This is a genomic window from Streptomyces sp. NPDC002698 (genome assembly GCF_042888945.1).
In the GTDB taxonomy this organism is placed as follows: Bacteria; Actinomycetota; Actinomycetes; order Streptomycetales; family Streptomycetaceae; genus Streptomyces.
In genome coordinates, this window is the sequence record NZ_JBIAQM010000007.1 from 51,876 (window position 1) to 75,047 (window position 23,172).

General features: G+C 71.1%; 15 protein-coding genes. 3 read left to right on the forward strand and 12 right to left on the reverse strand.

What is annotated here, in order from left to right; genetic code table 11:
• Positions 1-10: 10 nt before the first annotated feature.
• Genes ACFYW9_RS12780 through ACFYW9_RS12790 form a run of 3 tightly spaced genes read right to left on the reverse strand, consistent with a single transcriptional unit; the run spans position 11 to position 3,701 of the window.
• Positions 11-946 (reverse strand): carbohydrate ABC transporter permease, encoded by a 936-nt coding sequence (locus tag ACFYW9_RS12780; RefSeq protein ID WP_389148430.1) that lies wholly within the window; start codon positions 944-946, stop codon positions 11-13.
• The gene (locus ACFYW9_RS12785) at positions 943-1,995 is read right to left on the reverse strand and encodes an ABC transporter permease (protein ID WP_389148433.1); all 1,053 of its coding nucleotides are present in this window, start codon (positions 1,993-1,995) and stop codon (positions 943-945) included. The genes ACFYW9_RS12780 and ACFYW9_RS12785 overlap by 4 nt, the downstream gene beginning before the upstream one ends.
• A gap of 26 nt (positions 1,996-2,021) precedes the next feature.
• Positions 2,022-3,701 carry an extracellular solute-binding protein gene (locus ACFYW9_RS12790; protein ID WP_389148436.1) on the reverse strand — a complete coding sequence of 560 codons (1,680 nt, stop codon included), beginning with the start codon at positions 3,699-3,701 and terminating at the stop codon, positions 2,022-2,024.
• Between the two features lie 363 nt (positions 3,702-4,064).
• On the opposite strand from ACFYW9_RS12790, the gene ACFYW9_RS12795 reads away from it, so the two are divergent.
• A complete protein-coding gene (locus ACFYW9_RS12795; RefSeq protein WP_389148439.1) occupies positions 4,065-6,914 on the forward strand; it encodes a glycoside hydrolase family 3 C-terminal domain-containing protein in 2,850 nt (949 codons plus the stop codon).
• Positions 6,915-7,549: 635 nt separating this feature from the next.
• On the opposite strand, the gene ACFYW9_RS12800 is transcribed toward ACFYW9_RS12795, so the two are convergent.
• The 3 genes from ACFYW9_RS12800 to ACFYW9_RS12810 form a co-directional block, all read right to left on the reverse strand.
• Positions 7,550-8,995, reverse strand: coding sequence for an aldehyde dehydrogenase family protein (locus ACFYW9_RS12800; RefSeq protein ID WP_389148442.1), 1,446 nt, complete (start codon positions 8,993-8,995; stop codon positions 7,550-7,552).
• 303 nt (positions 8,996-9,298) lie between these two features.
• Positions 9,299-10,963 carry a PucR family transcriptional regulator gene (locus tag ACFYW9_RS12805; protein ID WP_389148445.1) on the reverse strand — a complete coding sequence of 555 codons (1,665 nt, stop codon included), beginning with the start codon at positions 10,961-10,963 and terminating at the stop codon, positions 9,299-9,301.
• Positions 10,964-11,132: 169 nt separating this feature from the next.
• Positions 11,133-13,550 (reverse strand): ATP/GTP-binding protein, encoded by a 2,418-nt coding sequence (locus ACFYW9_RS12810; protein ID WP_389148448.1) that lies wholly within the window; start codon positions 13,548-13,550, stop codon positions 11,133-11,135.
• A 302-nt stretch (positions 13,551-13,852) separates the two neighbouring features.
• Between ACFYW9_RS12810 and gabT the strand changes: the two genes are divergently transcribed.
• Complete coding sequence (gabT, locus tag ACFYW9_RS12815) at positions 13,853-15,187, forward strand: 4-aminobutyrate--2-oxoglutarate transaminase (protein WP_351869754.1); 1,335 nt, start codon at positions 13,853-13,855, stop codon at positions 15,185-15,187.
• Positions 15,188-15,634: 447 nt separating this feature from the next.
• Positions 15,635-16,285, forward strand: coding sequence for a phosphatase PAP2 family protein (locus ACFYW9_RS12820; RefSeq protein ID WP_389148452.1), 651 nt, complete (start codon positions 15,635-15,637; stop codon positions 16,283-16,285).
• Here the strand turns inward: ACFYW9_RS12820 and ACFYW9_RS12825 are convergent.
• The 6 genes from ACFYW9_RS12825 to ACFYW9_RS12850 form a co-directional block, all read right to left on the reverse strand.
• Positions 16,224-18,059 carry a chitinase gene (locus ACFYW9_RS12825; RefSeq protein WP_389148455.1) on the reverse strand — a complete coding sequence of 612 codons (1,836 nt, stop codon included), beginning with the start codon at positions 18,057-18,059 and terminating at the stop codon, positions 16,224-16,226. The genes ACFYW9_RS12820 and ACFYW9_RS12825 overlap by 62 nt on opposite strands.
• Before the next feature lie 178 nt (positions 18,060-18,237).
• The gene (locus tag ACFYW9_RS12830) at positions 18,238-18,696 is read right to left on the reverse strand and encodes a hypothetical protein (RefSeq protein ID WP_389148458.1); all 459 of its coding nucleotides are present in this window, start codon (positions 18,694-18,696) and stop codon (positions 18,238-18,240) included.
• Positions 18,697-18,827: 131 nt separating this feature from the next.
• Complete coding sequence (locus tag ACFYW9_RS12835; RefSeq protein WP_389148461.1) at positions 18,828-20,255, reverse strand: NAD(P)/FAD-dependent oxidoreductase; 1,428 nt, start codon at positions 20,253-20,255, stop codon at positions 18,828-18,830.
• A 30-nt stretch (positions 20,256-20,285) separates the two neighbouring features.
• The gene (locus tag ACFYW9_RS12840) at positions 20,286-21,086 is read right to left on the reverse strand and encodes an ABC transporter permease (protein ID WP_389148464.1); all 801 of its coding nucleotides are present in this window, start codon (positions 21,084-21,086) and stop codon (positions 20,286-20,288) included.
• Positions 21,087-22,016: an ABC transporter permease gene (locus tag ACFYW9_RS12845; protein ID WP_351869735.1), complete on the reverse strand. Its 930-nt coding sequence runs from the start codon at positions 22,014-22,016 to the stop codon at positions 21,087-21,089.
• Positions 22,016-23,167, reverse strand: a complete 1,152-nt coding sequence (locus ACFYW9_RS12850; protein ID WP_351869881.1) for an ABC transporter ATP-binding protein — start codon at positions 23,165-23,167, stop codon at positions 22,016-22,018. Before ACFYW9_RS12850 ends, ACFYW9_RS12845 begins: the two co-directional genes overlap by 1 nt.
• Between the last annotated feature and the right edge of the window lie 5 nt (positions 23,168-23,172).

The window sequence follows — 23,172 nt, forward strand, 5'->3', positions numbered from 1 at the left end:
CCCGGGCGGGTCAGCCCTTCACGGCGCCGGTGAGCATGCCCTTCTTGAAGTGCCGCTGGACGAAGGGCGAGAGGACCGCGACGGGCAGCAGCGCCATCACCATGACGGCCATCTGGACGGCGAGCGGGGACAGTTGGCCGGTGTTGATCTGGGTGGCGAGGCCGACCGGCCGTTCCTGCTTCTGCACCAGCTGGATCATGACGTTCTGGAGCGGCATCATGTCCTGGTCGCTCAGGTAGATGGAGGCGTTGAACCAGGCGCTCCAGTAACCGACCGCGTAGAACAGCGAGATGACCGCGAGGACGGCCCGGGAGAGCGGCATCACGATCTGCCACAGGATGCGCCAGTCGCCCGCGCCGTCGATGCGGGCGCTGTCGACGAGCTCGGGCGAGATGCCCATGAAGAACGCCCGCAGCACCAGGATGTTGAAGACGCTGACCGCGCTGGGCAGGATCAGCGCGAGGTAGCTGTCGGTGAGACCGAGCGCCTGCACCAGCAGATAGGTGGGGATGAGTCCGGCGCCGAAGAACATCGTGGCGAGCAGCAGCATCAGGAACCAGCGGTGGCCGAGCGATCCGACGCGCGAGAGTCCGTAGGCGCACAGGACCGAGACCGCCATGCTGAACAGGGTGCCGGCCAGGGTCACGCCGACGCTGACGAGGGCGGCGCGCTGCACCTGGCCGCCGGTGAGCAGTTCCCTGTAGGCGACGAGGGTGACGCCCCTGGGGACGACGACCAGTCCGCCGGCCGCGTCGATGGTCTTCTTCGACTGGAGGCTGGTGACGACGACGATCCAGAGCGGGAACAGGATCGCGAAGGCGGCCAGGGCGAGGGTGAGCCCCTTGCCCGCGAGGCCGGCCTTCGACGGCTCCTCCTCCCAGGGCGGCCGTGGTGGGGCGGCCCAGCGGCCGGGCTTGCGGCGTACGCCGGGCGTCACGGCGGTCATTTCTCGTACACCCCCTGCTCGCCCATGAGATGGGCGACCTTGTTGGCGGTCAGGACGAGTCCCAGGCCGACCACCCCCTTGATCAGTCCGGCCGCCGCGGCGTAGCCGAAGTCCTGGTTGCGGATGCCGTTCCACCAGACGTAGGTGTCGAGGACCTCGGAGGCGCCGGGGCCCACCGCGTCGCGCTGGAGCAGGAGTTGCTCGAAGCCGACGGTGAGCGCGTCGCCGACGCGCAGCACCAGGAGCAGGGCGATCACCGGGCGCAGGGCGGGCAGGGTGATGTGCCACATCCGGCGCCAGCGTCCGGCCCCGTCCATGGCGGCGGCCTCGTACAGGTCGGGCGAGACGGCCGACAGGGCCGCGAGGAAGACGATGATGCCCCAGCCCGCGTCCTTCCAGACGCCCTCGGCCGTCACCAGGAACTTGAAGATCCCCGGGTCGGTCATCAGGTCGATGCCCTGGTGCCCGTGCCGGCGCAGGGTCTGGGCGATGATGCCCGCCCCGCCGAAGATCTGCTGGAAGACGGTGACGACGAGGACCCAGGAGAAGAAGTGCGGGAGGTACATGACCGCCTGGGCGACGGCCCGGACCCGGGGCCTGACCACGCTGTTGATGAGCAGTGCGAGGCCGACCGGGATCGGGAAGTAGAGCACGAGCTGGAGGAGGAACAGGACGAACGTGTTCTGCACCGCGTGCCAGAAGGCCGAGTCCGCGAAGATCCGCCGGAAGTTCTCCAGGCCGGTCCAGGGGCTCTCGAAGATCGCGACGAAGCCGTTGTCGCTCAGATACGGGTCGTAGTCCTGGAAGGCGACGACATTGCCCAGCACCGGTACGTAGGTGAAGACGAGCAGCAGCGCGATCGCGGGCAGGGTCATCAGGATCAGGGTGCGGTCGCGTCTGAACCGCAGCCGGAAGGCCGGCTTTCCCGCGCCCTGTGCGGCGCCCTCGGCGGCCCGCCGTCCGGTGGCACCGTCCGGCCGGCTCCCTTCCGGCGTCCTCTTGCCCGCCCCGGCCCCGGCCCTGCTCCGAGGCACCGTGCTGTGGGACACGGTCTTCTCCTTGCCTCAGTCCTGGGTCACTTGGCCGCGGAGCCGTTGTCGTCGAGCAGCTTCTTGTACCAGGCGCGCAGGTCGTCGCCGCCCTTCTGCTTCCAGTCCGCGACGGCCTGCTGCACGTCACCGATCTTCTTGCGGCCGCGGACGACGTCGTCCTCCAGCTGCTCGAAGTCGTTGGCGAGGTTGGTCCACCGGTTGGGCTCGGTGATGGTCAGGCCGTAGAAGGAGGACTTCTTGGTGAAGGCGCCCATGCGCTGCTGCCACTCGACCTGGAGCCTGGCGATCTCCGGCAGATCGGGGTGGGCGAGGTAGGCGGCCGGGTCGCCGGTGTAGTCGTAGGCGCCGTTGACCTCGTTGGTGCCCTTGGTGGTCTTGGTGGGCAGGCCGTTCTTGACCGTGTAGTCGGTGCCCTCGACGCCGTACACCGTCAGCATGTACTCCTTGGTGCCGTAGGGCGCCGCGCAGAAGTCGGCGAGCGCGAGGAAGTCCTTGATCTGCCGCTTGGACGCCTTTGCGCTCACGAAGGTGAAGATGCCGGCGGGCTGGGTCGCCCAGAGCGTGGGGTCGCCGCCGTCGGGGCCGAAGATGTCGAAGGCGCCCATCTCGAAGCCGGTCTTCTGGGTGCGCTGTTCGGCCGTCGAGCCGTACCAGTAGGACAGGTCGCCGTTGAAGACGAGGGACTGGCCCGCGGTGAAGCGGTTGGACGCGTCGCCCTTGACGGCCTTGACGTCGGGGTGGACGACGCCCGCCGCGTACAGCTTGCGCGTCCACTCCAGGGCTTCGAGGTACTCGTCGGTCTCGATCCGGTTGACCAGCTTGCCGTCCCTCAGGTCCCACCACAGGGCTTTGTCACTGCCGTTGAGGACGCCGTAGATGTTGAAGGCCGTCCACTTGAGGTCGTCGCAGGCCCACACCTTCGCCTTGGCGTCGGTGGCCTCCTTCGCCCAGGACAGGAACTCGTCGGGCGACTTGGGCGGGGTGTAGCCCTTCTTGGCGAAGATGTCCTTGCGGTAGAAGGGCGCGATGTTCGTGACGTAGGAGGCGGGCATCGGGATCGCGCGCAGCCGGCCGCCGAAGATGGAGCGCTGCCAGGCGTCGGTCGGTACGGCCGCGAGGTTCGGGTAGGCCTTGACCTTGTCGCCCGACAGATACGGGCCGAGGTCGGCGAACTTGGCGTTGATCGCGCTCGGGATCTTGCCGTTCAGGTTCCAGCCCGGGACGACCACCACGTCCGGGATGTCGCTGGAGGCGAGGACCGCGCCCAGTTTCTCGTCGTAGGTGTTGCCGTCCTGGTTCTGCCAGGTCACCTTGACGCCGATGGTCTCGTTCATGGCCGTGTAGTACGCGTTGCCGCCGGACGGCGGGGTGCCCCAGAACGGCGACATGATCTTCAGGTCGCTGCCGGTGCCCAGCTTCTTCGGGACGGACGTCTTCAGCGCGTCCAGGTCGATCGCCCGGGTGAACCCGGCCGCCGACCCGTTCTTCGACGGGAGGTCGGGCGTGACGACGTTCGACGCCACGAACGCCGGAAGGATCTTCTGGGCGTCCTTCCCCGAGGTGGTGCCGTCCTTGCTGCCGTCCTGTCCTGTGCCGCAGGCGGCGAGCAGGGACGTTCCGCCGGCCACGGCGGCCGCTGCGACCGCCGTGGAGGCGAGGAAGCTTCTCCGGCTGGGGACGGTGGTGGCGGTGTTCGGCGTCATTGCGTCAACCCTTCATGGCGCACAGCAGGACACCCGGCGGTGGAGCCGTCGGCTGCGGTGTCTTGAGTGGATCTGCCTGAGCTGAAGCGGTCCTCGGAGGACTGTGCCCCGGGAAGAGGGAAGCCCGACAATCGAAGCGCTTCGATGTTGCTGCGAGGTTAAGTGAACGCCTGGGGGTGCACAAGGGCCGATCCCAAGATTCCTCGGAGACGTGCGACAACAGAGCGTATCCGTACGGCACTTGACATCACTGGCGGGAAACAGAGGTGGGACGCCCAGGCATCTTGACACCCACCCCTTGGTCGATCGAGCATCGAAGCGCTTCGAAAGACCTTCGACGCCCCACCGCAAAGGGATCACCACGTGACCGCAGAGACGCCACCCATGCCGCCCTTCCGCGACGCGAGCCTGCCGTTCGCGAAGCGCATCGACGACCTGCTGACGCGGCTCACCCTGGAAGAACGCGTCGCGTTCCTGCACCAGTACACGCCCCCCGTCGAGCGGCTCGGGATACCCGCCTTCCGCACCGGCCAGGAGGCGCTGCACGGGGTCGCGTGGATGGGTCCGGCGACGGTGTTCCCGCAGGCCGTCGGACTCGGCGCGACCTGGAACGCCGAACTCGTGCGCCGGATCGGGGAGGCCGTCTCGTCGGAGGCCCGCGCGATGCGCGTCCGCGACGACCGCGTGGGCCTCAACGTCTGGTCCCCCACGGTCAATCTGCTGCGCCACCCGCTGTGGGGACGCAACGAGGAGGGCTACTCGGAGGACCCGGCGCTCACCTCCGCCATCGCCACCGCGTACACCCGCGGGCTGCGCGGCGGCCATCCGGTCTACTGGCGTACGGCGCCGGTCCTCAAGCACTGGCTCGCGCACAACAACGAGACGGGCAGGGACACCTCGTCCTCGTCCGTCCGGCCGCGCGTGCTGCACGAATACGATCTGCGCGCCTTCCGCGAGACCGTCGAGGCGGGCTCCGTCGCCGGGGTGATGCCCGCGTACAACCTGGTCAACGGCCGCCCCAACCATGTCTCGCCGTATCTGCGCGAGCACCTGCGGGCCTGGACCGGCCAGGAGCTGCTGGTCTGCTCGGACGCGGGCGCGCCCTCCAACCTGGTCGACTCCGAGCACTACTTCGACACCCACGAGGAGGCCACCGCCGCCGCGCTCCGCGCCGGCGTCGACAGCTTCACCGACCACGGCGAGGACGGCTCGCGGATCACCGCACGCGTCCGGGGAGCCCTGGAGCGGGGCCTGCTGACCGAGGCCGACATCGACACCGCGGTCCGCCGCCAGCTCGCCGTGCGCTTCCGGCTGGGCGAGTTCGACCCGGACCTCGACCCGTACGCGAGCACCGGGGAGTTCGACACGCCCGCCCACCGCGCGCTCGCCCTCGAAGCCGCGGAGCAGGCGGTCGTCCTGCTCAAGAACGACGGTCTGCTGCCGCTGCGCCCCGGAGTCCGCCTCGCCGTCGTCGGCCTGCTCGCCGACGAGTGCAAGCTCGACTGGTACAGCGGCACGCTCATCCACCGGTCGACCCCGCTGGAGGGCCTGTACGAGCGGTTCGGCGCCGAGCGGGTGGACTTCGCCGAGGGCGTGGACCGCGTACGCCTGAGGACCGCGTCCGGCCGGTATCTCGCGGTGCCCGCCGCGGACGGCACGCCGGTGGAGACCCGGGGTGCCGAGGGTGCCCTCGACCCGGCGCTGCTCGCCGGCCGTACGGACCTGCCCCCGCTGACCGCCGAAGCCGTCGGCACCGAACTGGCTCTGGTCGACTGGGGCGAGGGCGTCCTCACGCTGCGCTCCCCCGACGGCCGCTACCTGTCGGTCGCCGACGACGGCTTCGTGCGCGCGTCCGCCGACCGGCCGGGCGGCTGGGTCGTCCAGGAGACCTTCCGGCTGGAACCCTCCGCTTCCCATCGCGGCGGCCACCTCCTCAAGCACCTCGGGACGGGCGGATACGTCTGTGTCGCCGCCGACGGCGTGAAGGTTGCCGGGCGGGAGGCCGGGGACGCCGAGATCTTCGTGGCGGAGTTCACCGAACGCGGTGAGGACGCGGTGGCGCGCGTCGCCGCCTCCGCCGACGTGGTCCTCGTCGTCGCGGGCAACGACCCGCACATCAACGGCCGCGAGACCGAGGACCGTACGACCCTGCGGCTGCCCGCCCATCAGGAACGGCTGCTGGACGCCGCCCGCGCGGCGAACCCGGACACCGTGCTGGCGCTGGTATCCGCCTACCCGTACGCGGTCGACCCCACCGGTCTGCCCGCCCTGCTGTGGACCGCGCACGGCGGCCAGGCGGCGGGCACCGCGCTGGCCCGCGTGCTCGCCGGGGACGTCTCCCCCGCGGGCCGCCTCCCGCAGACCTGGTACGCCACGGACGACGACCTGCCCGGTCTGCTCGACTACGACGTGATCGGCGGCCGGCAGACCTACCTCTACTTCGAGGGGACCGCGCTGTTCCCCTTCGGGCACGGTCTGTCCTACGCCTCGTTCGCCTACACCGATCTGCGGATCCGCAGGGAGGCCGCGGCCCTGACCGTCTCCTGCACCGTGACGAACACCGCGACCGTGACCGCCGACGAGGTCGTCCAGCTCTACACCCGGGCGGCCGCCCCCTCCGTACCCCGCCCGCGCCGCGAACTGGCGGCGCACCGGCGGGTCCGGCTCGCTCCGGGCACCTCGACGGCCGTCACCTTCGACCTCCCGCTCACCGCGCTGGAGTTCTGGGACGTCGCGCACGGCCGCCGACGCCTGGAACCGGGCATGTACGAGCTGCTGGTCGGCGCCTCCAGCCAGGACGTCCGGCTCGCCGCGACCGTCGAACTCGACGGCGAGCCGGGCGTGTTCCGTCCGGTCCGCGAACGCGGCCTGGACGCGGCCGACTTCGACGAGCAGCACGGCACCGAGATCGTCGACCGTACGAGGACGGCGGGCGACGCGGTGACCCCGGCGGACGGCGGCACGGGCGAACTCCTGTACCGGCTGTGCGACTTCGGAGCGGGCGTCACCGGTGCCGTGATCGAGGTGGCGGGCGAGGGCGCCGTCGAGGTCTCGCTGGACGGCAAGCCGGTCGCCGAAGTCACGCTGAGCGGAACACGGGGGCCCTACGACTACCGCACCCTCACCGCCCCGTTCACCGCCGGCGGTGTGCACGACGTCCGCCTCGGACTGCGCGGGCCCGTCCGGCTCGCGCACGTCGGCTTCTCCGGTTGAGGGTCCGGAGGAGCCGGCACAGGGGTCCGGCACCGGAAGGCATCGGTGCCGGGCCCCTTCTCTGGCGAACTTAGCTGAAAACGATTGTCACTAGACACGTCGTTTTCGGTCACGTCCTGACGGACGGACGGCCGGAGCCCGTGGGCACCTTCGAGCCCTTCCGGGAAACGTCAGACCGTGCTGCCGTGCGCCGGCCGCGCATGTCCGGCGATCCCGCCCGGCCGGGGTGTTTGCGCTCCTCAAGCCGTGCGCTAATATGATCTTCAGCAGATCGGTGGAGGTCACACCGGTTCGCGATGCGTTGGTGGTCCAAGGAAAGACGCCCCGCTTCCTGCGGGGAAATGCAGGTGCAAGGCCTGCCCAGCGCTCTGTGAAGACCCTGTCCCGGTTGTCCGGGACAGGGTCTTTTTTTGTCCGGGGCCGGCTCGCACGGCCGATTCCGGTCGGGGGACGGGTCTCTTCGGGCCCGCGTGAGCCCGTGCGGTCCTGTAGAGGCCGCCCATGCGGGCCGACCCCGCGGGCTTGGCCCGCGACACCAGGTACTGGTGGAGCCGGCCGTCCGAAGCTCCCGGACACGCCGACGGCCGGAGCCCCCGCACAGTGGGCTCCGGCCGTCGGCTTCGGTGAGGTCTTCGTCAGAGGGCGAGACCCGTCAGCACGAGCACCCGCTCGTAGGTGTAGTCGTCCATCGCGAACCTGACGCCCTCACGGCCGACACCGGACTGCTTCGCACCGCCGTACGGCATCTGGTCGGCGCGGTAGGACGGAACGTCGCCGATCACGACGCCGCCCACCTCCAGGGCGCGGTGCGCGCGGAACGCGGTCTGGAGGTCGTGCGTGAACACGCCCGTCTGGAGGCCGTACTTGGAGTTGTTGGCGGCCTCGAAGGCAGCCGCCTCGCCGTCCACCTTCTGCACGGTCAGGACCGGTCCGAAGACCTCCTCGCAGGAGATCGTGACGTCGGCCGGAACGTCGGCGAGGACGGTCGGGGCGTAGGAGGCGCCGTCGCGCTTGCCACCGGTGAGCAGCGTGGCGCCGGCCGCGACGGCCTCGTCCACCCACGACTCGACGCGCTCGGCGGCGGCCTCGCTGACCAGCGGGCCGACGTCCGTCGCGTCGTCGGACGGGTCGCCGGTGACCTGGGCCTCGACGGCGGCGACGATGCGCGGCAGCAGCCGCTCGTACACCGCGGCGTCCGCGATCACGCGCTGCACCGAGATGCAGGACTGGCCGCCCTGGTAGTTGGAGAAGGTCGCGATACGGGTCGCGGCCCAGTCCAGGTCCGCGTCGCTCGCGAAGTCGGCGAGGACGACGGCCGCGCCGTTGCCGCCCAGTTCCAGGGTGCAGTGCTTGCGCGGCACCGAGTCCATGATCGCGTAACCGACCGTCTCGGAACCGGTGAAGGAGATGACGGGGAGGCGCTCGTCCTGGACCAGGGCGGGCATCTTCTCGTTGGCGACCGGCAGGATGCTCCAGGAACCGGCGGGAAGGTCGGTCTCGGCCAGCAGGTCGCCGAGGATCAGGCCGGACAGCGGGGTGGCGGGCGCCGGCTTCAGGATGATCGGGGCACCCGCGGCGATGGCCGGGGCGACCTTGTGGGCGCACAGGTTCAGCGGGAAGTTGAAGGGCGCGATTCCGAGGACGACGCCCTTGGGGAAGCGGCGCGTGAGGGCGAGCCGGCCCTGACCGCCCAGGTCGGTGTCCAAGCGCTGCGCCTCGCCGCCGTTGAAGCGGCGGGCCTCCTCGGCGGCGAACCGGAACACGGACACCGCGCGGCCGACCTCGCCGCGGGCCCACTTGATCGGCTTGCCGTTCTCGGCGGAGATGAGCTGCGCGATCTCCTCGGTGCGCTCGGCCAGACGGCGCGAGACGTGGTCGAGGGCGGCGGCGCGTACGTGGGCCGGGGTCGCGGCGAACTCGTCGCGCACGGCGTGCGCGGCGGCCACGGCCTCCTCGACCTGGGCCTCGGTGGGCACGCTGACCTGGCCGACGAGGCGGCCGTCCCACGGCGAGGTGACGTCGAAGGTGGTCTCGCCCGTGGCCTGGCGGCCGGCGAGCCAGAAGGCGTGGGTGGCCCCCACAATTTTTTCCTGGGGCATGTGCGAGTCCCGGCCCTTCCGTATGGGGGTGACGATGGGGTGTCCTGCTGGTGCTGCTCTCGCGTCCACGGTAGGGCCGGGACCACCACGGGTCGTTTGTCCGGCGCGTACCAGTCGGGTGGCGAGGTGCGCCGGTTTGGACTGATCGCCCACTGATCGCCCACTGGTCGGGTCTACTGGTCGCCCGCTGGTCGGGCCCGCTGATCGCCGGGATCCGCCGGGCGGGATCGCCGGATGTCCGCCGGGCGAGCCGCCGGGCGCGCGGCCGTCGGCGGCGGGACCCGGTCACTCCCCTGTCGCGGCCGTGGTCTTCAGGGCCAGCCAGAGTTCCATCCGGACGTCGGGGTCGTCCAGGGAGCGGCCGAGGATCTCCTCGACCCTGCGCATCCGGTAGCGCAGCGTGTGCCGGTGGACCCCCAGGTCGGCTGCCGCCGCGTCCCACTGCCCGTGACGTGACAGCCACGCCCGCAGTGAGGCGACGAGGTCCCCGCGGCCGGTGGCGTCGTGCTCGTGGAGCGCCCGCAGGAGCCCGTCGGCGAACGCCCGCACGGCGTCGTCCGCGAGCAGCGGCAGTACGGACCCGGCCGCCAGTTCCTCGTGCTCGACGAGGAACCGGCCCCGCCGCCGGGCGACGGACAGGGCCTGTTCGGCCTGCTTGTAGGCGGCGCGGGCGGCGATCGGTCCTGCGGGGGCCGAGAGCCCGACGACGAGTTCGCCCTCGTCCCCGGCCGCCCCGGAGGGCTGCTCGCGCGGGACGGCCCGCGCGGACTCCAGCCCCGCGGCGTGGTCCCCGCAGGCCGCCACCGCGGCGCCTCCGTCTACGGCGAGAACGACCAGCCGCTCCCCGTCGGGCACGACGAGCACCGACTCCCCCGAACGCACGGCGGCGGATTCGACGACCTCCGCGAGGCCGCCCAGCGGATCGCCCTTGGCGTCGGGCACGGCGGCGGTCTTCGAGGGCACGGCGGCACCCGGGCGCGCGTGCGCGTCGGCGTGCGCACGGCCGGCCGACGCGGACACCGACTCGGCGATGATCACCCGGAAGGGGGCGTCGAGCAGTTCGCCGTACAGGTCTCCGGCGACGGCGCGCGCGTGGTCGGGTTCCCCGGCGAGCAGCATCCCGAGCACGGCCGCGCCGATCCGCTGCTCGGCGGCGTGCAGGGACCGCGAGCGTTCGGTGGTGAGGGTCAGCAGGGCGATGGCCGAGTGCACGGCGTAGCGCTCGGCGGTACCGAGCGCGCCGGCGGTCCCGACGGCGAGCGCGGTGCGCGGCCTGCGTCCCGTGCCGAGGGAGTGCAGTTCGACGCGGTCCTCCCCGCCCACCACGGAGCTCGCGGGGGCGGGCCGCTCGCGCAGCCGTTCCACGTCCGGGGTGAGGCGCGCGGCGCGGCGTCCCGCCCAGTCGGGGGCGGCGGCGACGACGGAACCGGACGCGTCGTAGAGCGCCGCCCATCCGTCGACCTGTCCGGCGAGCGCGGTGAGCAGTCCCTCCGGCCCGTCGTTCAGGGCCTGCTTGGTGAGCTCGCGCTGCGCGGCGAATCCCGCGGTGACGGCCCGGTACTGATCCGCGGCGATGGCGGCGGACACGGCCTTGCTGATGGCGAGGAACGGGGTGCGCCGGGGCACTTCGAGGAGCGGCAGTCCCTCCTCCGCGGCCGCGTCGACGAGCGCCTTCGGGATCTCGTCGTAGTTGACCCCGACGGCGAAGCCGATCCCGACGACTCCGGCACCGGCCAGCCGTTTCACGTACCGCCGCATGACCTCGGGATCGTCCGCGTCCAGCTTGAGCGCGGTGATCAGCAGGAGTTCCCCGCCCTCCATGTACGGCACGGGGTCGGCGAGCTCGCTGACATGGGCCCAGCGGACGGGCACGTCCAGGCGGTCCTCGCCCGCGCGCACCGTGAGCTTGAGCGCGGAGTGGTGGACGAGCGAGGCGAGCGTGGGGGGCATGGGACCTTCAGGTCGGTGTGATCGCTGTGATCTTTTGGCCGCGGCGTATGAACGGCCTGTGTCGATTCTGCCTCACCGTACGGTCGCCGCGTGCGTTCATCCCCGGACACCCTGGTCAGCGGGCCCGTATATCCATACGTCCCCCTCTATACGTCACGCCGGGTGCCGGTCAGCCGCGCAGGTCCACCAGCAGCGGCGGGGCGTGTTCCCCCTCGACGCTGGTCAGCGACAGGACGGCGTGGCCGGGCGGGACCGCGTGCGCCAGTTCGGAGGCGGACCAGCGTTCCCGCTCGACCTGACGCACGGTCACGGCGTCCGTGGTCACCGCCTTGCCGGTCACGAGCTTGCGCAGCGCGTGGATGGCCCGGGTCATGGGCTGGTCGGCGAAGACGGTGTGCTTGGCCACGTCCTGCGTCTCCACCCACTCGGTGCCCCAGGACTCGGCGAAGCGGCCGCCGTCCCAGGTCGTGACGCCGGAGAAGGCCATGCGGCAGCCGACCGCGCCGTACAGCGGCCCGTGCAGGGCCTCGGGGATGTCCCCGATGGTCCGCAGGGCGAGGACCACTCCGGCGTTGTGCGCCCGCAGGCCCTGGATACGGCGTACGGTCTCGGCGGTCAGGGCGCCGGTCGCGTCGTCGAGGACCAGGCAGGCGAAGTGCCCGCGCCGGTCGCCGCCGCGGACGACGGCGGCGAACTGGGCGAGCAGGAGCCGGGTGACGAGCTGGGAGGCCTCTTCGTACCCGCGTTCCGGCAGGTCGACGCGGACGCGCAGCGGGTGATGGGCCACCGCCCGGAGCGAGAACGGCCGGGCGCCGGTGCCCGAGCCGAAGAAGTCCGCGAAGACGGGCCGGTCCAGCAGCGCCAGGCGGTCGGCCAGAACGGGGCCGGGGTCGTTCGGGCCGCCGCTCTGCCGCAGCCGTGCCTCCAGTTCGCGGAGCATCGCCGGATGGCCCCCGGCCGACAGGTCCTGCCGCAGGGGTTCCAGCAGCGCGGGCACTCCTTCGAGCAGTTCGCGCAGCACGGGAATGGTGGGGAACGTGCCGTGCACGGCACGGTAGGGACCGAGCAGCTGGGCCAGGGCCGTGGCGGCGCGCCGGACGTCGACACCGTCGACGCTCCCGACCAGGCCTTCCGCGAGAAACGCGGCGGCCTCGTCGGGGTCCTCGCAGTCGGCGTACAGATCCAGGTCGTGGACCGACTCGGGGTCACCGAGCTTCACGACGACGTCGTACGACGCGTCGGGGCCGACCGGTGTCCCGGCGGCGGCCACGACGACGACGGCGCAGCGCGCGGTGAGGGCCTGGAGCCCGAGGGATTCGGCGACGGGCCGCACGAGGTGGCGCGTCTTGCCGGAACCCGCGGGTCCGACGGCGAGGAGCGAGGTACCGAGCGTCGCCGGGCCGAGAGCGGCACCCGCGCCGGAGTAGGCGAGCGGAGTGCGCTCGCGGGCGACCCACCGGCCGAGCCTCACCTGGCCCGCGAGCAGGTCGTGCGAGGCGGCGCGGACGGGCAGGTCGCGGGCCCCGGACGGATGGGCCCAGGCCGCGGCGCCCCGCCGCAGCACGGTGTCGCTGAAGCCGGCGAGCCCTCCGTCGCGCTTGGCCGAGGTCCAGGCGCGCAGGATCCTCGCGCAGTCGACGTCGTTCATGCGTTCCGTCAGCACCTCGGAGGACAGCAGTTCCGCCGCCTTGTGCTGACCGGTCGCCCTCAGTTCGGGCCATTCGGCCGGAGGGCCGGACGGCTCTTCCGGTGCGGCCGGGGCCGTCGCCGCGGCGCCCGCCGCGGCCGACCGGGAACCGAACCGCTCCTTGGCGAGCGGCCACCATCCGCCCAGCTTGGCGAAGGGCAGCACCACGAGCACGGTGATCAGCGTGTACACGCCGTAGCTGATCACCAGCGACTCGAACACCTCACGCCCGCCGGCGATCAGCGCCACCAGGGACAGCACCGGATTGACGATGGGCAGGGGGTCCCAGCCGACGCCCGGGAAGGCGTCCGGCCAGACGAACGTGAGCGTCAGCAGGGCCGCCAGGGCGGCGATGACGGCCCGCCCCGGCTGCGCGCGCCGGACGACGAAGTGATGGGCGATCTCGCGCCAGCTTCCGAGGCGCCCCATCGTGTAGACCAGCGCGCCGAAGAAGAGTCCGTCGTAGACACGGATGGCGTCCTCGCCCTGCCAGGACTTCGGGGCGGTCGTACCGCCCCACCACCAGTCGTCCGGTGTGAACAGTTTCAGCACGACCAGCTGGTAGGGGACGTTCCCCCGGCGCCACAGGGACCAGACGACGAGCCCGAGCACCAGAGGGATCAGGAGACCGACGATCGTCACGGAGGGCAGGCGCCCGCGCTCCTTCGACGCCCGGGGGGCGACGTATCCGTACCGCCAGATCCCCAGTGCGGCCTCGGGGCGGGGTTCGTTGAGCCAGTCGCGTACGGCCCGGCGGGGTCCGGGCGGGCCGGCGGGGACGGGCGGCGGGCCCGAGGGCCTGGGCGGGGCTCCCCCGGGGACGGCCCCGGGGGGTGCGGCCGGACGAGGCACGGGATCGGCATGCGTGCCACGTGCGTCGCGCGTACCGTCGAAGTCCATCGTGTGCGCCCCCTGACCAGCCAGTCCGCCTGTCGCTCCGAGGCCAATCTAGTGGTCCCGCGGGGCGAGTTCACCGTTTACACGGCCGGGCCCGCGGCGGGACGGGGCCACCGGGCGTCCGTTCCTCTATGTCCACCGCGGACAACGGATTCGTCCGACAACGCCCACATGGCGCATGCCGAGCCCCCCTCCTCGGCTCTAGCCTGCGAAGAAAGAAGGCAAGCGTCCGAAAACCCCCCGCCCGGACCAGCCCCGCGTTCGCCGGGGACCGTCCGGTTCGCAAGATCATCAGGGAGCCCCTCATGACCGCACTTCCGCAGGAGCGCCGCGTCGTCACCGCCATCCCCGGCCCGAAGTCGCAGGAGCTGCAGGCCCGGCGCACCGCCGTGGTCGCGGCCGGTGTCGGGTCGGTGCTCCCCGTCTTCACCACGCGCGCCGGCGGCGGGATCATCGAGGACGTCGACGGCAACCGGCTCATCGACTTCGGCTCCGGCATCGCCGTGACGTCGGTCGGCGCGAGCGCCGAGGCCGTCGTGCGCCGGGCCTCCGCCCAGCTCCAGGACTTCACCCACACCTGCTTCATGGTCACGCCGTACGAGGGGTACGTCGCCGTCGCCGAGGCGCTCGCCGAGCTGACCCCGGGCGACCACGCCAAGAAGTCCGCCCTGTTCAACTCGGGCGCCGAGGCCGTCGAGAACGCCGTCAAGATCGCCCGCGCGTACACCAAGCGCCAGGCCGTCGTCGTCTTCGACCACGGCTACCACGGCCGGACGAACCTGACGATGGCGCTGACCGCCAAGAACATGCCGTACAAGAACGGCTTCGGTCCGTTCGCGCCCGAGGTCTACCGCGTGCCGGTCGCCTACGGCTACCGCTGGCTGACGGGCCCGGAGAACGCCGGCGCCGAGGCGTCCGCCCAGGCCATCGACATGATCAACAAGCAGATCGGCGCCGACAACGTCGCCGCGATCATCATCGAGCCGCTGCTCGGCGAGGGCGGCTTCATCGAGCCCGCGAAGGGCTTCCTGCCGGCCATCAGCCAGTTCGCCAAGGACAACGGCATCGTCTTCGTCGCGGACGAGATCCAGTCCGGCTTCTGCCGTACCGGCCAGTGGTTCGCCTGCGAGGACGAGGGCATCGTCCCGGACCTGATCACCACCGCCAAGGGCATCGCGGGCGGTCTGCCGCTCGCCGCCGTGACGGGCCGCGCCGAGATCATGGACGCGGCGCACTCCGGTGGCCTGGGCGGCACCTACGGCGGCAACCCGGTGGCCTGCGCCGGTGCGCTCGGCGCGATCGAGACGATGAAGGAGCTCGACCTCAACGCCAAGGCGAAGAACATCGAGTCGGTCATGAAGACCCGCCTCGGCGCCATGGCCGAGAAGTTCGACATCATCGGCGAGGTCCGCGGGCGTGGCGCCATGATCGCGATCGAGCTGGTCAAGGACGCCGCCACCAAGGAGCCGAACCCGGAGGCGGCCGGCGCGCTCGCCAAGGCCTGCCACCAGGAGGGCCTGCTGGTCCTGACCTGTGGCACCTACGGCAACGTCCTCCGCTTCCTGCCCCCGCTGGTCATCGGCGAGGACCTCCTGAACGAGGGCCTCGACATCATCGAACAGGCCTTCTCCCGCATCTGACGACGCGGACGTCACCACGGCACCGGAACCCCGGACCCGCCCCCGGCGGATTCCGCCGGGGTTTCGGTGCTGCGGTGTTCCCGTGGGGGCGTGTGAAGAAGGTGTGCGAGGTGCATGGCGGGACGCGAATCCGCCTGTCGGAGCCGCACCCCCTGCCGTAGGTTCTAACCGGATCAGGGATACACCCGCCCGCAGGGGACTGCGGGCTGTACCGGGCCGAGGCTTTCCCAGCTTCGCCCTGGTCGTGCCCTCGCGCACACACCCGGAGCTTGCGGCTCCGGTTCTCCTCACCGATCGGACGGTCGCCCGCCCCAAACCCCCCGGGGCGCGCGGCATTCCGGTCCGGACGGCCGCCTCGGAACCACCCCCCCTGTTCCGGGGCGGCCGACTCCCTTCTTCCGCGGGGCCCGTGCCGCGACGGCGCCGGACAATGGCAGGCTGTCCCCCATGTCCCGCACGCCCCTCCTGTTCGGCCTGCCCGCCCTGTGCTTCGCGCTCATCACCTGGCAGGTCGTGGCGGGCGGCCCGCTCGTGAGCCTGGACGAGCGGCTGAGCGGCAGCCTCGTCCACCCGAGCCGGTTCTCCGAACTGCTCGCCGACCTGGGCAGCGTCCAGGTGGCGGTTCCGGTCCTGGCACTGGCGCTGCTTCTCGTCGCCCTGCGGAACCGCGCCACCGGTCTGGACCGATGGTGGCTGCCCCCGGCCGCCGCCGCGGTCCTGATGGCGCTGGTCCCCGCGGTGATCGTGCCCCTGAAGGAACTCGTCTCCCGGCCGGGCCCCCCGGTCATGGGACCCGGCACCGGCTTCTATCCCTCGGGCCACACCGCCACCGCCGTCGTCGCGTACGGCGCGGCGACTCTGCTCCTCCTCCCGCTGCTCCGCACCGCGGGCGCCCGTGGCGCACTGCTGTGCGTGTGTGCGGCCCTGAACGCGGGCGTGGCGTTCGGCCTGGTCCGGCGCGGCTACCACTGGCCACTGGACGTGGTGGCCAGTTGGTGCCTCTGCGCGGTACTGCTGAGCTCCCTGTGGCTGTTCGTCAGCCGAAGTACGCGTCGAAGTTCCGCGAGAACTCCCAGCCTCCGAACCGGTCCCAGTTGACCGACCAGGTCATCAGGCCGCGCAGGCCCGGCCAGGTGCCGTGGGTCGCGTACGAGCCGCAGTTGGTCTTCTTCGTCAGGCAGTCCAGGGTCTTGGTGACCTCGGCCGGGGCGACGTAGCCGTTGCCCGCGTTGGTGGTGGCGGGCATGCCGATCGCTATCTGGTCGGGACGCAGGGGCGGGAAGACGTTGTTCGCGTCGCCCGCCACCGGGAAGCCGGTCAGCAGCATGTCGGTCATCGCGATGTGGAAGTCGGCGCCGCCCATGGAGTGGTACTGGTTGTCGAGGCCCATGATCGACCCGGAGTTGTAGTCCTGGACGTGCAGCAGGGTCAGGTCGTCGCGCAGGGCGTGGATCACCGGGAGGTACGCTCCGGCGCGCGGGTCCTGGCCGCCCCACTTCCCGGTGCCGTAGTACTGGTAGCCGAGCTGGACGAAGAACGTCTCCGGGGCCATGCTCAGGACGAACTTGGAGCCGTACTTGGCCTTCAGGGTCTTCAGGGCCGAGATGAGGTTGACGATCACCGGGGTGGTCGGGCTCTTGAAGTTCGTGTCGCTCGCGTCGAGGGAGAGCGAGTGGCCCTCGAAGTCGATGTCCAGGCCGTCGAGGCCATAGGTGTCGATGATCTTCGAGACCGAGGAGACGAAGGTGTCGCGGGCGGCCGCGGTCGCGAGCTGGACCTGGCCGTTCTGGCCGCCGATCGAGATCAGCACCTTCTTGCCGGCCGCCTGCTTGGCCTTGATCGCGGCCTTGAAGTCCGCGTCGCTCTCGACGGTGGGGCACTCGGTGACCGGGCAGCGGTTGAAGCGGATGTCGCCCGAGGTGACCGAGGTCGGCTCGCCGAAGGCCAGGTCGATCACGTCCCAGCTCGCGGGCACGTCGGCCATGCGTGTGTAGCCGGCGCCGTTGGCGAAGCTCGCGTGGAGGTAGCCGACGAGCGCGTGCGCGGGCAGGTCGGAGGAGCCTCCGCCGCCTCCGCCCGAGCCCGCGGAGGTGGTCGCGGTGACGGTCGCCGACTTCGCGGACTCGCCCGCGTCGTTCGTCGCGGCGACCTGGAAGGAGTACGCGGTGGAGGCCGTCAGCCCGCTCACCGTGGCCGAGGTTCCGGTGACGGTCTGGACCTTCGCCCCGTCGCGGTAGACGGAGTAGCCGGTCGCGCCGGACACCGCCGTCCAGGACAGACCGACCGACGAGGACGTGACCGTACCGGCCTTCAGCCCGGTCGGCGGGGCCGGCGGCTGTCCCGCGTCGACGCCGGGGCCGGTCAGCGAGAGGTCGTCGGCCCAGTAGGCGCCGGTGCCGTACCAGCCGTGCGTGTAGATCGTGACCTGCGTGGTGGACGCGCCGGTGCGGAAGGTGGTGCTCAGCTGCTGCCAGTCGGCGGCGGACGGGGTCCAGGTACTGACGTCGGTGGTGCCGGTGCCGGTCGCGCCGAGGTAGACGTAGCTGCCGCGGACGTAGCCGGAGAGGGTGTACTGCGCGTCGGGCTTCACGGTCACGGTCTGCGAGCACTGCGCGTAGTCGCTGCCGGCCGGGGTCGCCATCATCGCCGAACCGCCGCTGTGCACCGGCGAGTTGACGACAGCGGACGCCGTACAGGTCCAGTTGCCCAGGCCCGACTCGAAGCCGCCGTTCCTGGCCACGTCGACGTCGGCCGCCTGGGCGGCGGTGGAGAGCGCCACCAGGCCGGGAACGGTCAGGACGGTGGCCGCGCAGGCGGCGAACAGCCTTCGGCGACGGTGTGCGAGGGGTCTGTCGTGCCGATTGGGGTCCATGAGTGCCTCCGGGCATGGGGGAGTTGGAGGGTGGAGCGCGCGCCCAACTTGGTCCAGACCAATTCGGTTGTCAAGACCCCTGACAGGCAACGGAGTTCGCACGGCCGCCCCGGACTCCCCCTCACCGGCGCGGGCTCCCCTCACCCGCCGCCGCTCCCCGACACCGCCGCCGGCCCCCTCACCGGCGCCGGTCCCCGTCACGAGCGAGGCCCGCCGCGGCCTCGTGCATGGCCAGTTCGAGCAGCGCCGGGTCCGTGAGCGTGCCCGAGCCGTCCGGCGCGACCAGCCAGCGGACCCCGCCGGTCGACCGTCCCGGATAGGGCACCACGATCCATGTGCCGTGGCCCGCCGCGCGCACCCCGGTGCCCAGCCACCGGGTCGCGGTGCCCGCGGGCACGAAGAAGCCCATCCGGGCGTCCCCGAAGTCGACGAGCACCGGCCCGGGCCGGTCGAGCACCCGGGTCAGTACGTCGAGGGTGGGATAGCCGAGCCCGGCCGGAAGAATCAGGACGTCCCAGGCCCTTCCCGCCGGCAGCAGCGTGACCCCTCGGGGGCTGCGCTCCCACTCCCAGCGGCAGGCTTCGGGGTCCGGAGCCACGGATGCCAGCCACTCGACCGCCGCCTTGGGCCCTGTCATGACGGAACCTCCCTCTCGCGTCGACGCGGGTCGCGTCACAGAGGAGAGGGAGGTCCGGGCGGTCCATTACGCGGGTTCGGGGGATCAGTTGACAGAAATTCAACTCACGCCCTTCGAGGGGCGGCGTGCCGTCAGCTGTCGAAGCCGAGACCCAGCTTGTCCATCGCCTTCAGCCACAGGTTGCGCCGGCCTCCGTGCGTGTCCGCCCGCGCCAGCGACCACTTGGTGAGCGCGATGCCGGTCCAGGCGAACGGCTCGGGCGGGAACGGCAGCGGCTTCCTGCGGACCATCTCCAGCTCGGTGCGTTCGGTCCGCTCCCCCTCCAGCAGGTCGAGCATCACCTCCGCGCCGAACCGGGTGGCGCCCACACCGAGCCCCGTGTAGCCGGCCGCGTAGGCGACCTTGCCCTGGTGGGCGCTGCCGAAGAACGCCGAGAACCGGGAGCAGGTGTCGATCGCGCCGCCCCAGGCGTGGGAGAAGCGGACGCCCTCGAGCTGCGGGAAGCAGGTGAAGAAGTGCTCGGCGAGCGTGGCGTACGTCTCGGGGCGGTCGTCGTACTCCGCGCGCACCCGGCCGCCGTACGGGTAGATCGCGTCGTAGCCGCCCCACAGGATGCGGTTGTCGGCCGAGAGCCGGAAGTAGTGGAACTGGTTGGCCGAGTCGCCGAGCCCCTGGCGGTTCTTCCAGCCGACGGAGGCGAGCTGGTCGGCGGTGAGCGGTTCGGTCATCAGCGCGTAGTCGTAGACCGGGACGGTGTACGGGCGCACGCGCCTGACCAGGTTCGGGAAGATGTTGGTCCCGAGGGCCACCCGGCGGGCGCGGACCGAGCCGTACGGCGTGCGGACGGCCATGCCGGCGCCGGACGGCTTCAGGGCGAGGGCGGGCGTGTGCTCGTACACCCGCACCCCGAGCTCCACGCACGCGCGCTTGAGGCCCCAGGCCAGTTTGGCCGGGTGGAGCATGGCGACCCCGCGGCGGTCGTGCAGTCCGGCCAGGAAGGTCGGGGAGTCGACCTGTTCCCGTACGGCCGCGGTGTCGAGGAACTCGATGCCGCCGGCGAGACCCCGTCGCTCCAGCTCCTGGTGCCACGCGCGCAGTTCGGCCGCCTGGTGCGGCTCGGTGGCGACGTCGATCTCTCCGCTGCGCTCGAAGTCGCAGTCCAGGGAGTAGCGGGCGACGGCCGCCTCGATCTCGTCGAGGTTGCGGGCGCCCAGCTCCTCCAGCTTCCCGATCTCGTCCGGCCAGCGGGTGAGCCCGTTGGACAGACCGTGGGTGAGGGAGGCGGCGCAGAAGCCGCCGTTGCGGCCGGAGGCGGCCCAGCCCACCTCGCGGCCCTCCACCAGGACGACATCCCGCCCGGGGTCGCGCTCCTTGGCGATCAGCGCGGTCCACAGTCCGCTGTAGCCGCCGCCGACGACGAGCAGGTCGCAGGTCTCGGCGCCGGTGAGCGCGGGCTCGGGGTGGGGTCTGCCGGGGTCGTCCAGCCAGTACGGGACCGGCTGGGCGTCGGAAAGGGATTTCGTCCACTGATTACCACGGGTCATGGCGCTTGGGGCCATGATTTCAACTCCCCACAAGGGTGACGGGTGTTATGCCTTCTGCCTGTTCCGGCGATTTCCGATGATCATTCCGAACAGGACGAACAGGACGGCGACGAGGAACATGGCCGTACCGATGACATTGATCTGAACGGGTGTTCCGCGCTGTGCCGAGCCCCAGACGAACATGGGGAACGTGACGGTCGAGCCCGCGTTGAAATTGGTGATGATGAAATCGTCGAAGGAGAGCGCGAAGGCGAGCAGCGCGCCCGCGGCGATTCCGGGGGCCGCGATGGGCAGGGTGACCCGCAGGAACGTCTGCGCCGGGCCGGCGTAGAGGTCCTGGGCCGCCTGTTCCAGCCGGGGGTCCATCGACATGACACGGGCCTTGACGGCCGTCACGACGAAGCTGAGGCAGAACATGATGTGGGCGATCAGGATCGTCCAGAAGCCGAGCTGGGCGCCCATGTTGAGGAACAGGGTGAGCAGCGAGGCGGCCATGACGACCTCGGGCATCGCCATCGGCAGGAAGATCAGCGAGTTCACGGCGCCGCGCGCGCGGAAGCGGTAGCGGACCAGCGCGAAGGCGATCATCGTGCCGAGGACGGTGGCCCCGATCGTCGCCCAGACGGCGATCTGGAGGCTGAGCCCGAGCGAGCCGCACATGTCGGCGACGCCGCACGGATCCTTCCAGGCGTCCGTGGAGAACTGCTGCCACTCGTAGTTGAAGCGCCCCTTCGGTTTGTTGAAGGAGAACACGGTGACGACGACGTTGGGCAGCAGCAGATAGGACAGCGTCAGCAGTCCCGCGATGACGACGAGATGGCGCTTGAGCCAGTTGACGAAGGGCATTTAGACCAGGTCCTCCGTCCCGGACCGGCGGATGTAGACCGTGACCATGAGGAGAATCGCGGCCATGAGGATGAAGGAGAGCGCGGCGGCCGTCGGATAGTCCAGGATCCTCAGGAACTGGGTCTGGATGACGTTGCCGATCATGCGGGTGTCGGTCGAGCCGAGGAGTTCGGCGTTGACGTAGTCACCGGCCGCCGGGATGAAGGTCAGCAGCGTTCCGGAGACCACGCCCGGCATCGACAGCGGGAAGGTGACCTTGCGGAAGGTCGTCCAGGGCCTGGCGTACAGGTCGCCCGCGGCCTCGTGCAGCCGGCCGTCGATGCGCTCCAGCGAGGTGTAGAGCGGCAGGATCATGAACGGCAGGAAGTTGTACGTCAGACCGCACACCACCGCCAGCGGCGTCGCGAGGACGCGGTCGCCCGCGGTCCAGCCGAGCCAGTCGGTGACGTTCAGGACGTGCAGCGTGTTGAGCGCGCCGACGACCGGGCCGCCGTCGGCGAGGATCGTCTTCCAGGCCAGGGTGCGGATCAGGAAGCTGGTGAAGAAGGGCGCGATCACCAGGATCATGATCAGGTTGCGCCAGCGGCCCGCCCGGAAGGCGATCAGATACGCCAGCGGGTAGCCGAGCAGCAGGCACAGGACCGTGGCGGCGGCCGCGTAGGACACCGAGCGCAGGAACTGCGGCCAGTACTCGGTGAGCGCGTCCCAGTAGGTCGCGAAGTGCCAGGTGACCTTGTAGCCCTCCTCCAGGGAGCCCGTCTGCACGGACGTGGAGGCCTGGTAGATCATCGGCAGCGCGAAGAAGACGAGGAGCCACAGGAGTCCGGGCAGCAGCAGCCAGTACGGGACGAGGCGGCCCCGTTTCCTGGGCTGCTTCTTCACGGGCTGCGGCGCGAGCGGTGGCGCTTCGGCCTCGGTGACGGTGGCCATCAGGCGGCCTCCTCCTCGGCCGTGTCGACACCCGCGTCGATGTCCTGGGCCGCGTCGAGGCCGAACGTGTGCGCCGGGCTCCAGTGCAGGACGACGTCCGCGCCGGGGACCAGCCGGGAGTCCCGGTCGATGTTCTGGGCGTAGACCTCGAACTCGGGACAGACGGCGCTGTCGATGACGTACTGCGTGGAGACGCCGATGAAACTGGAGTCGGCGATCTTGCCGGTGATCCGGTTGCGGCCGGCGGGTATCTCGCCCGCGTCGTCGGCGTGCGTGAGGGAGATCTTCTCCGGGCGGACGCCCACCAGGACCTTGCCGCCGGTCGTGGCGGGTGCCGAACAGCGCGCCGCGGGGAGCACCAGCTTGCCGCCGCCCGCCTTGAGCACGATGTCGTCGCCGCTGCGGGAGTCGACCTCGGCCTCGATGAGGTTGGAGGTGCCGAGGAAGTTGGCGACGAAGGTGGTGTTCGGGTTCTCGTAGAGGTCGGCGGGCGCGCCGAGCTGCTCGACGCGGCCCGCGTTCATCACGGCGACCGTGTCGGCCATGGTCATGGCCTCCTCCTGGTCGTGCGTGACGTGCACGAAGGTGATGCCGACCTCGGTCTGGATCCGCTTGAGCTCGAGCTGCATCTGGCGGCGCAGCTTGAGGTCGAGGGCGCCGAGGGGCTCGTCCAGGAGCAGCACCTTGGGGTGGTTGATCAGCGCGCGGGCGACCGCGACACGCTGCTGCTGGCCGCCGGAGAGCTGGTGGGGTTTCTTGCGCGCCTGCTCGCCGAGCTGGACGAGGTCGAGCATCTCCTCGACCTGCTTCTTGACGCTCTTGATCCCGCGCCGGCGCAGGCCGAAGGCGACGTTCTCGAAGATGTCCAGGTGCGGGAAGAGCGCGTACGACTGGAAGACGGTGTTCACCGGCCGCTTGTACGGCGGCAGGTTCGTCACCTCCTGGTCGCCGAGGTGCACGGTGCCGGAGGAAGGTTCCTCCAGACCGGCGATCATGCGCAGGGTGGTCGTCTTGCCGCAGCCCGAGGCGCCGAGCAGGGCGAAGAAGGAGCCCTGCGGCACGGTCAGGTCGAGCGGGTGTACGGCGGTGAAGGATCCGTAGGTCTTGCTGATCCCGGTGAGGCGGACGTCGCCGCTGGTCTGTGTCGTCATCATCG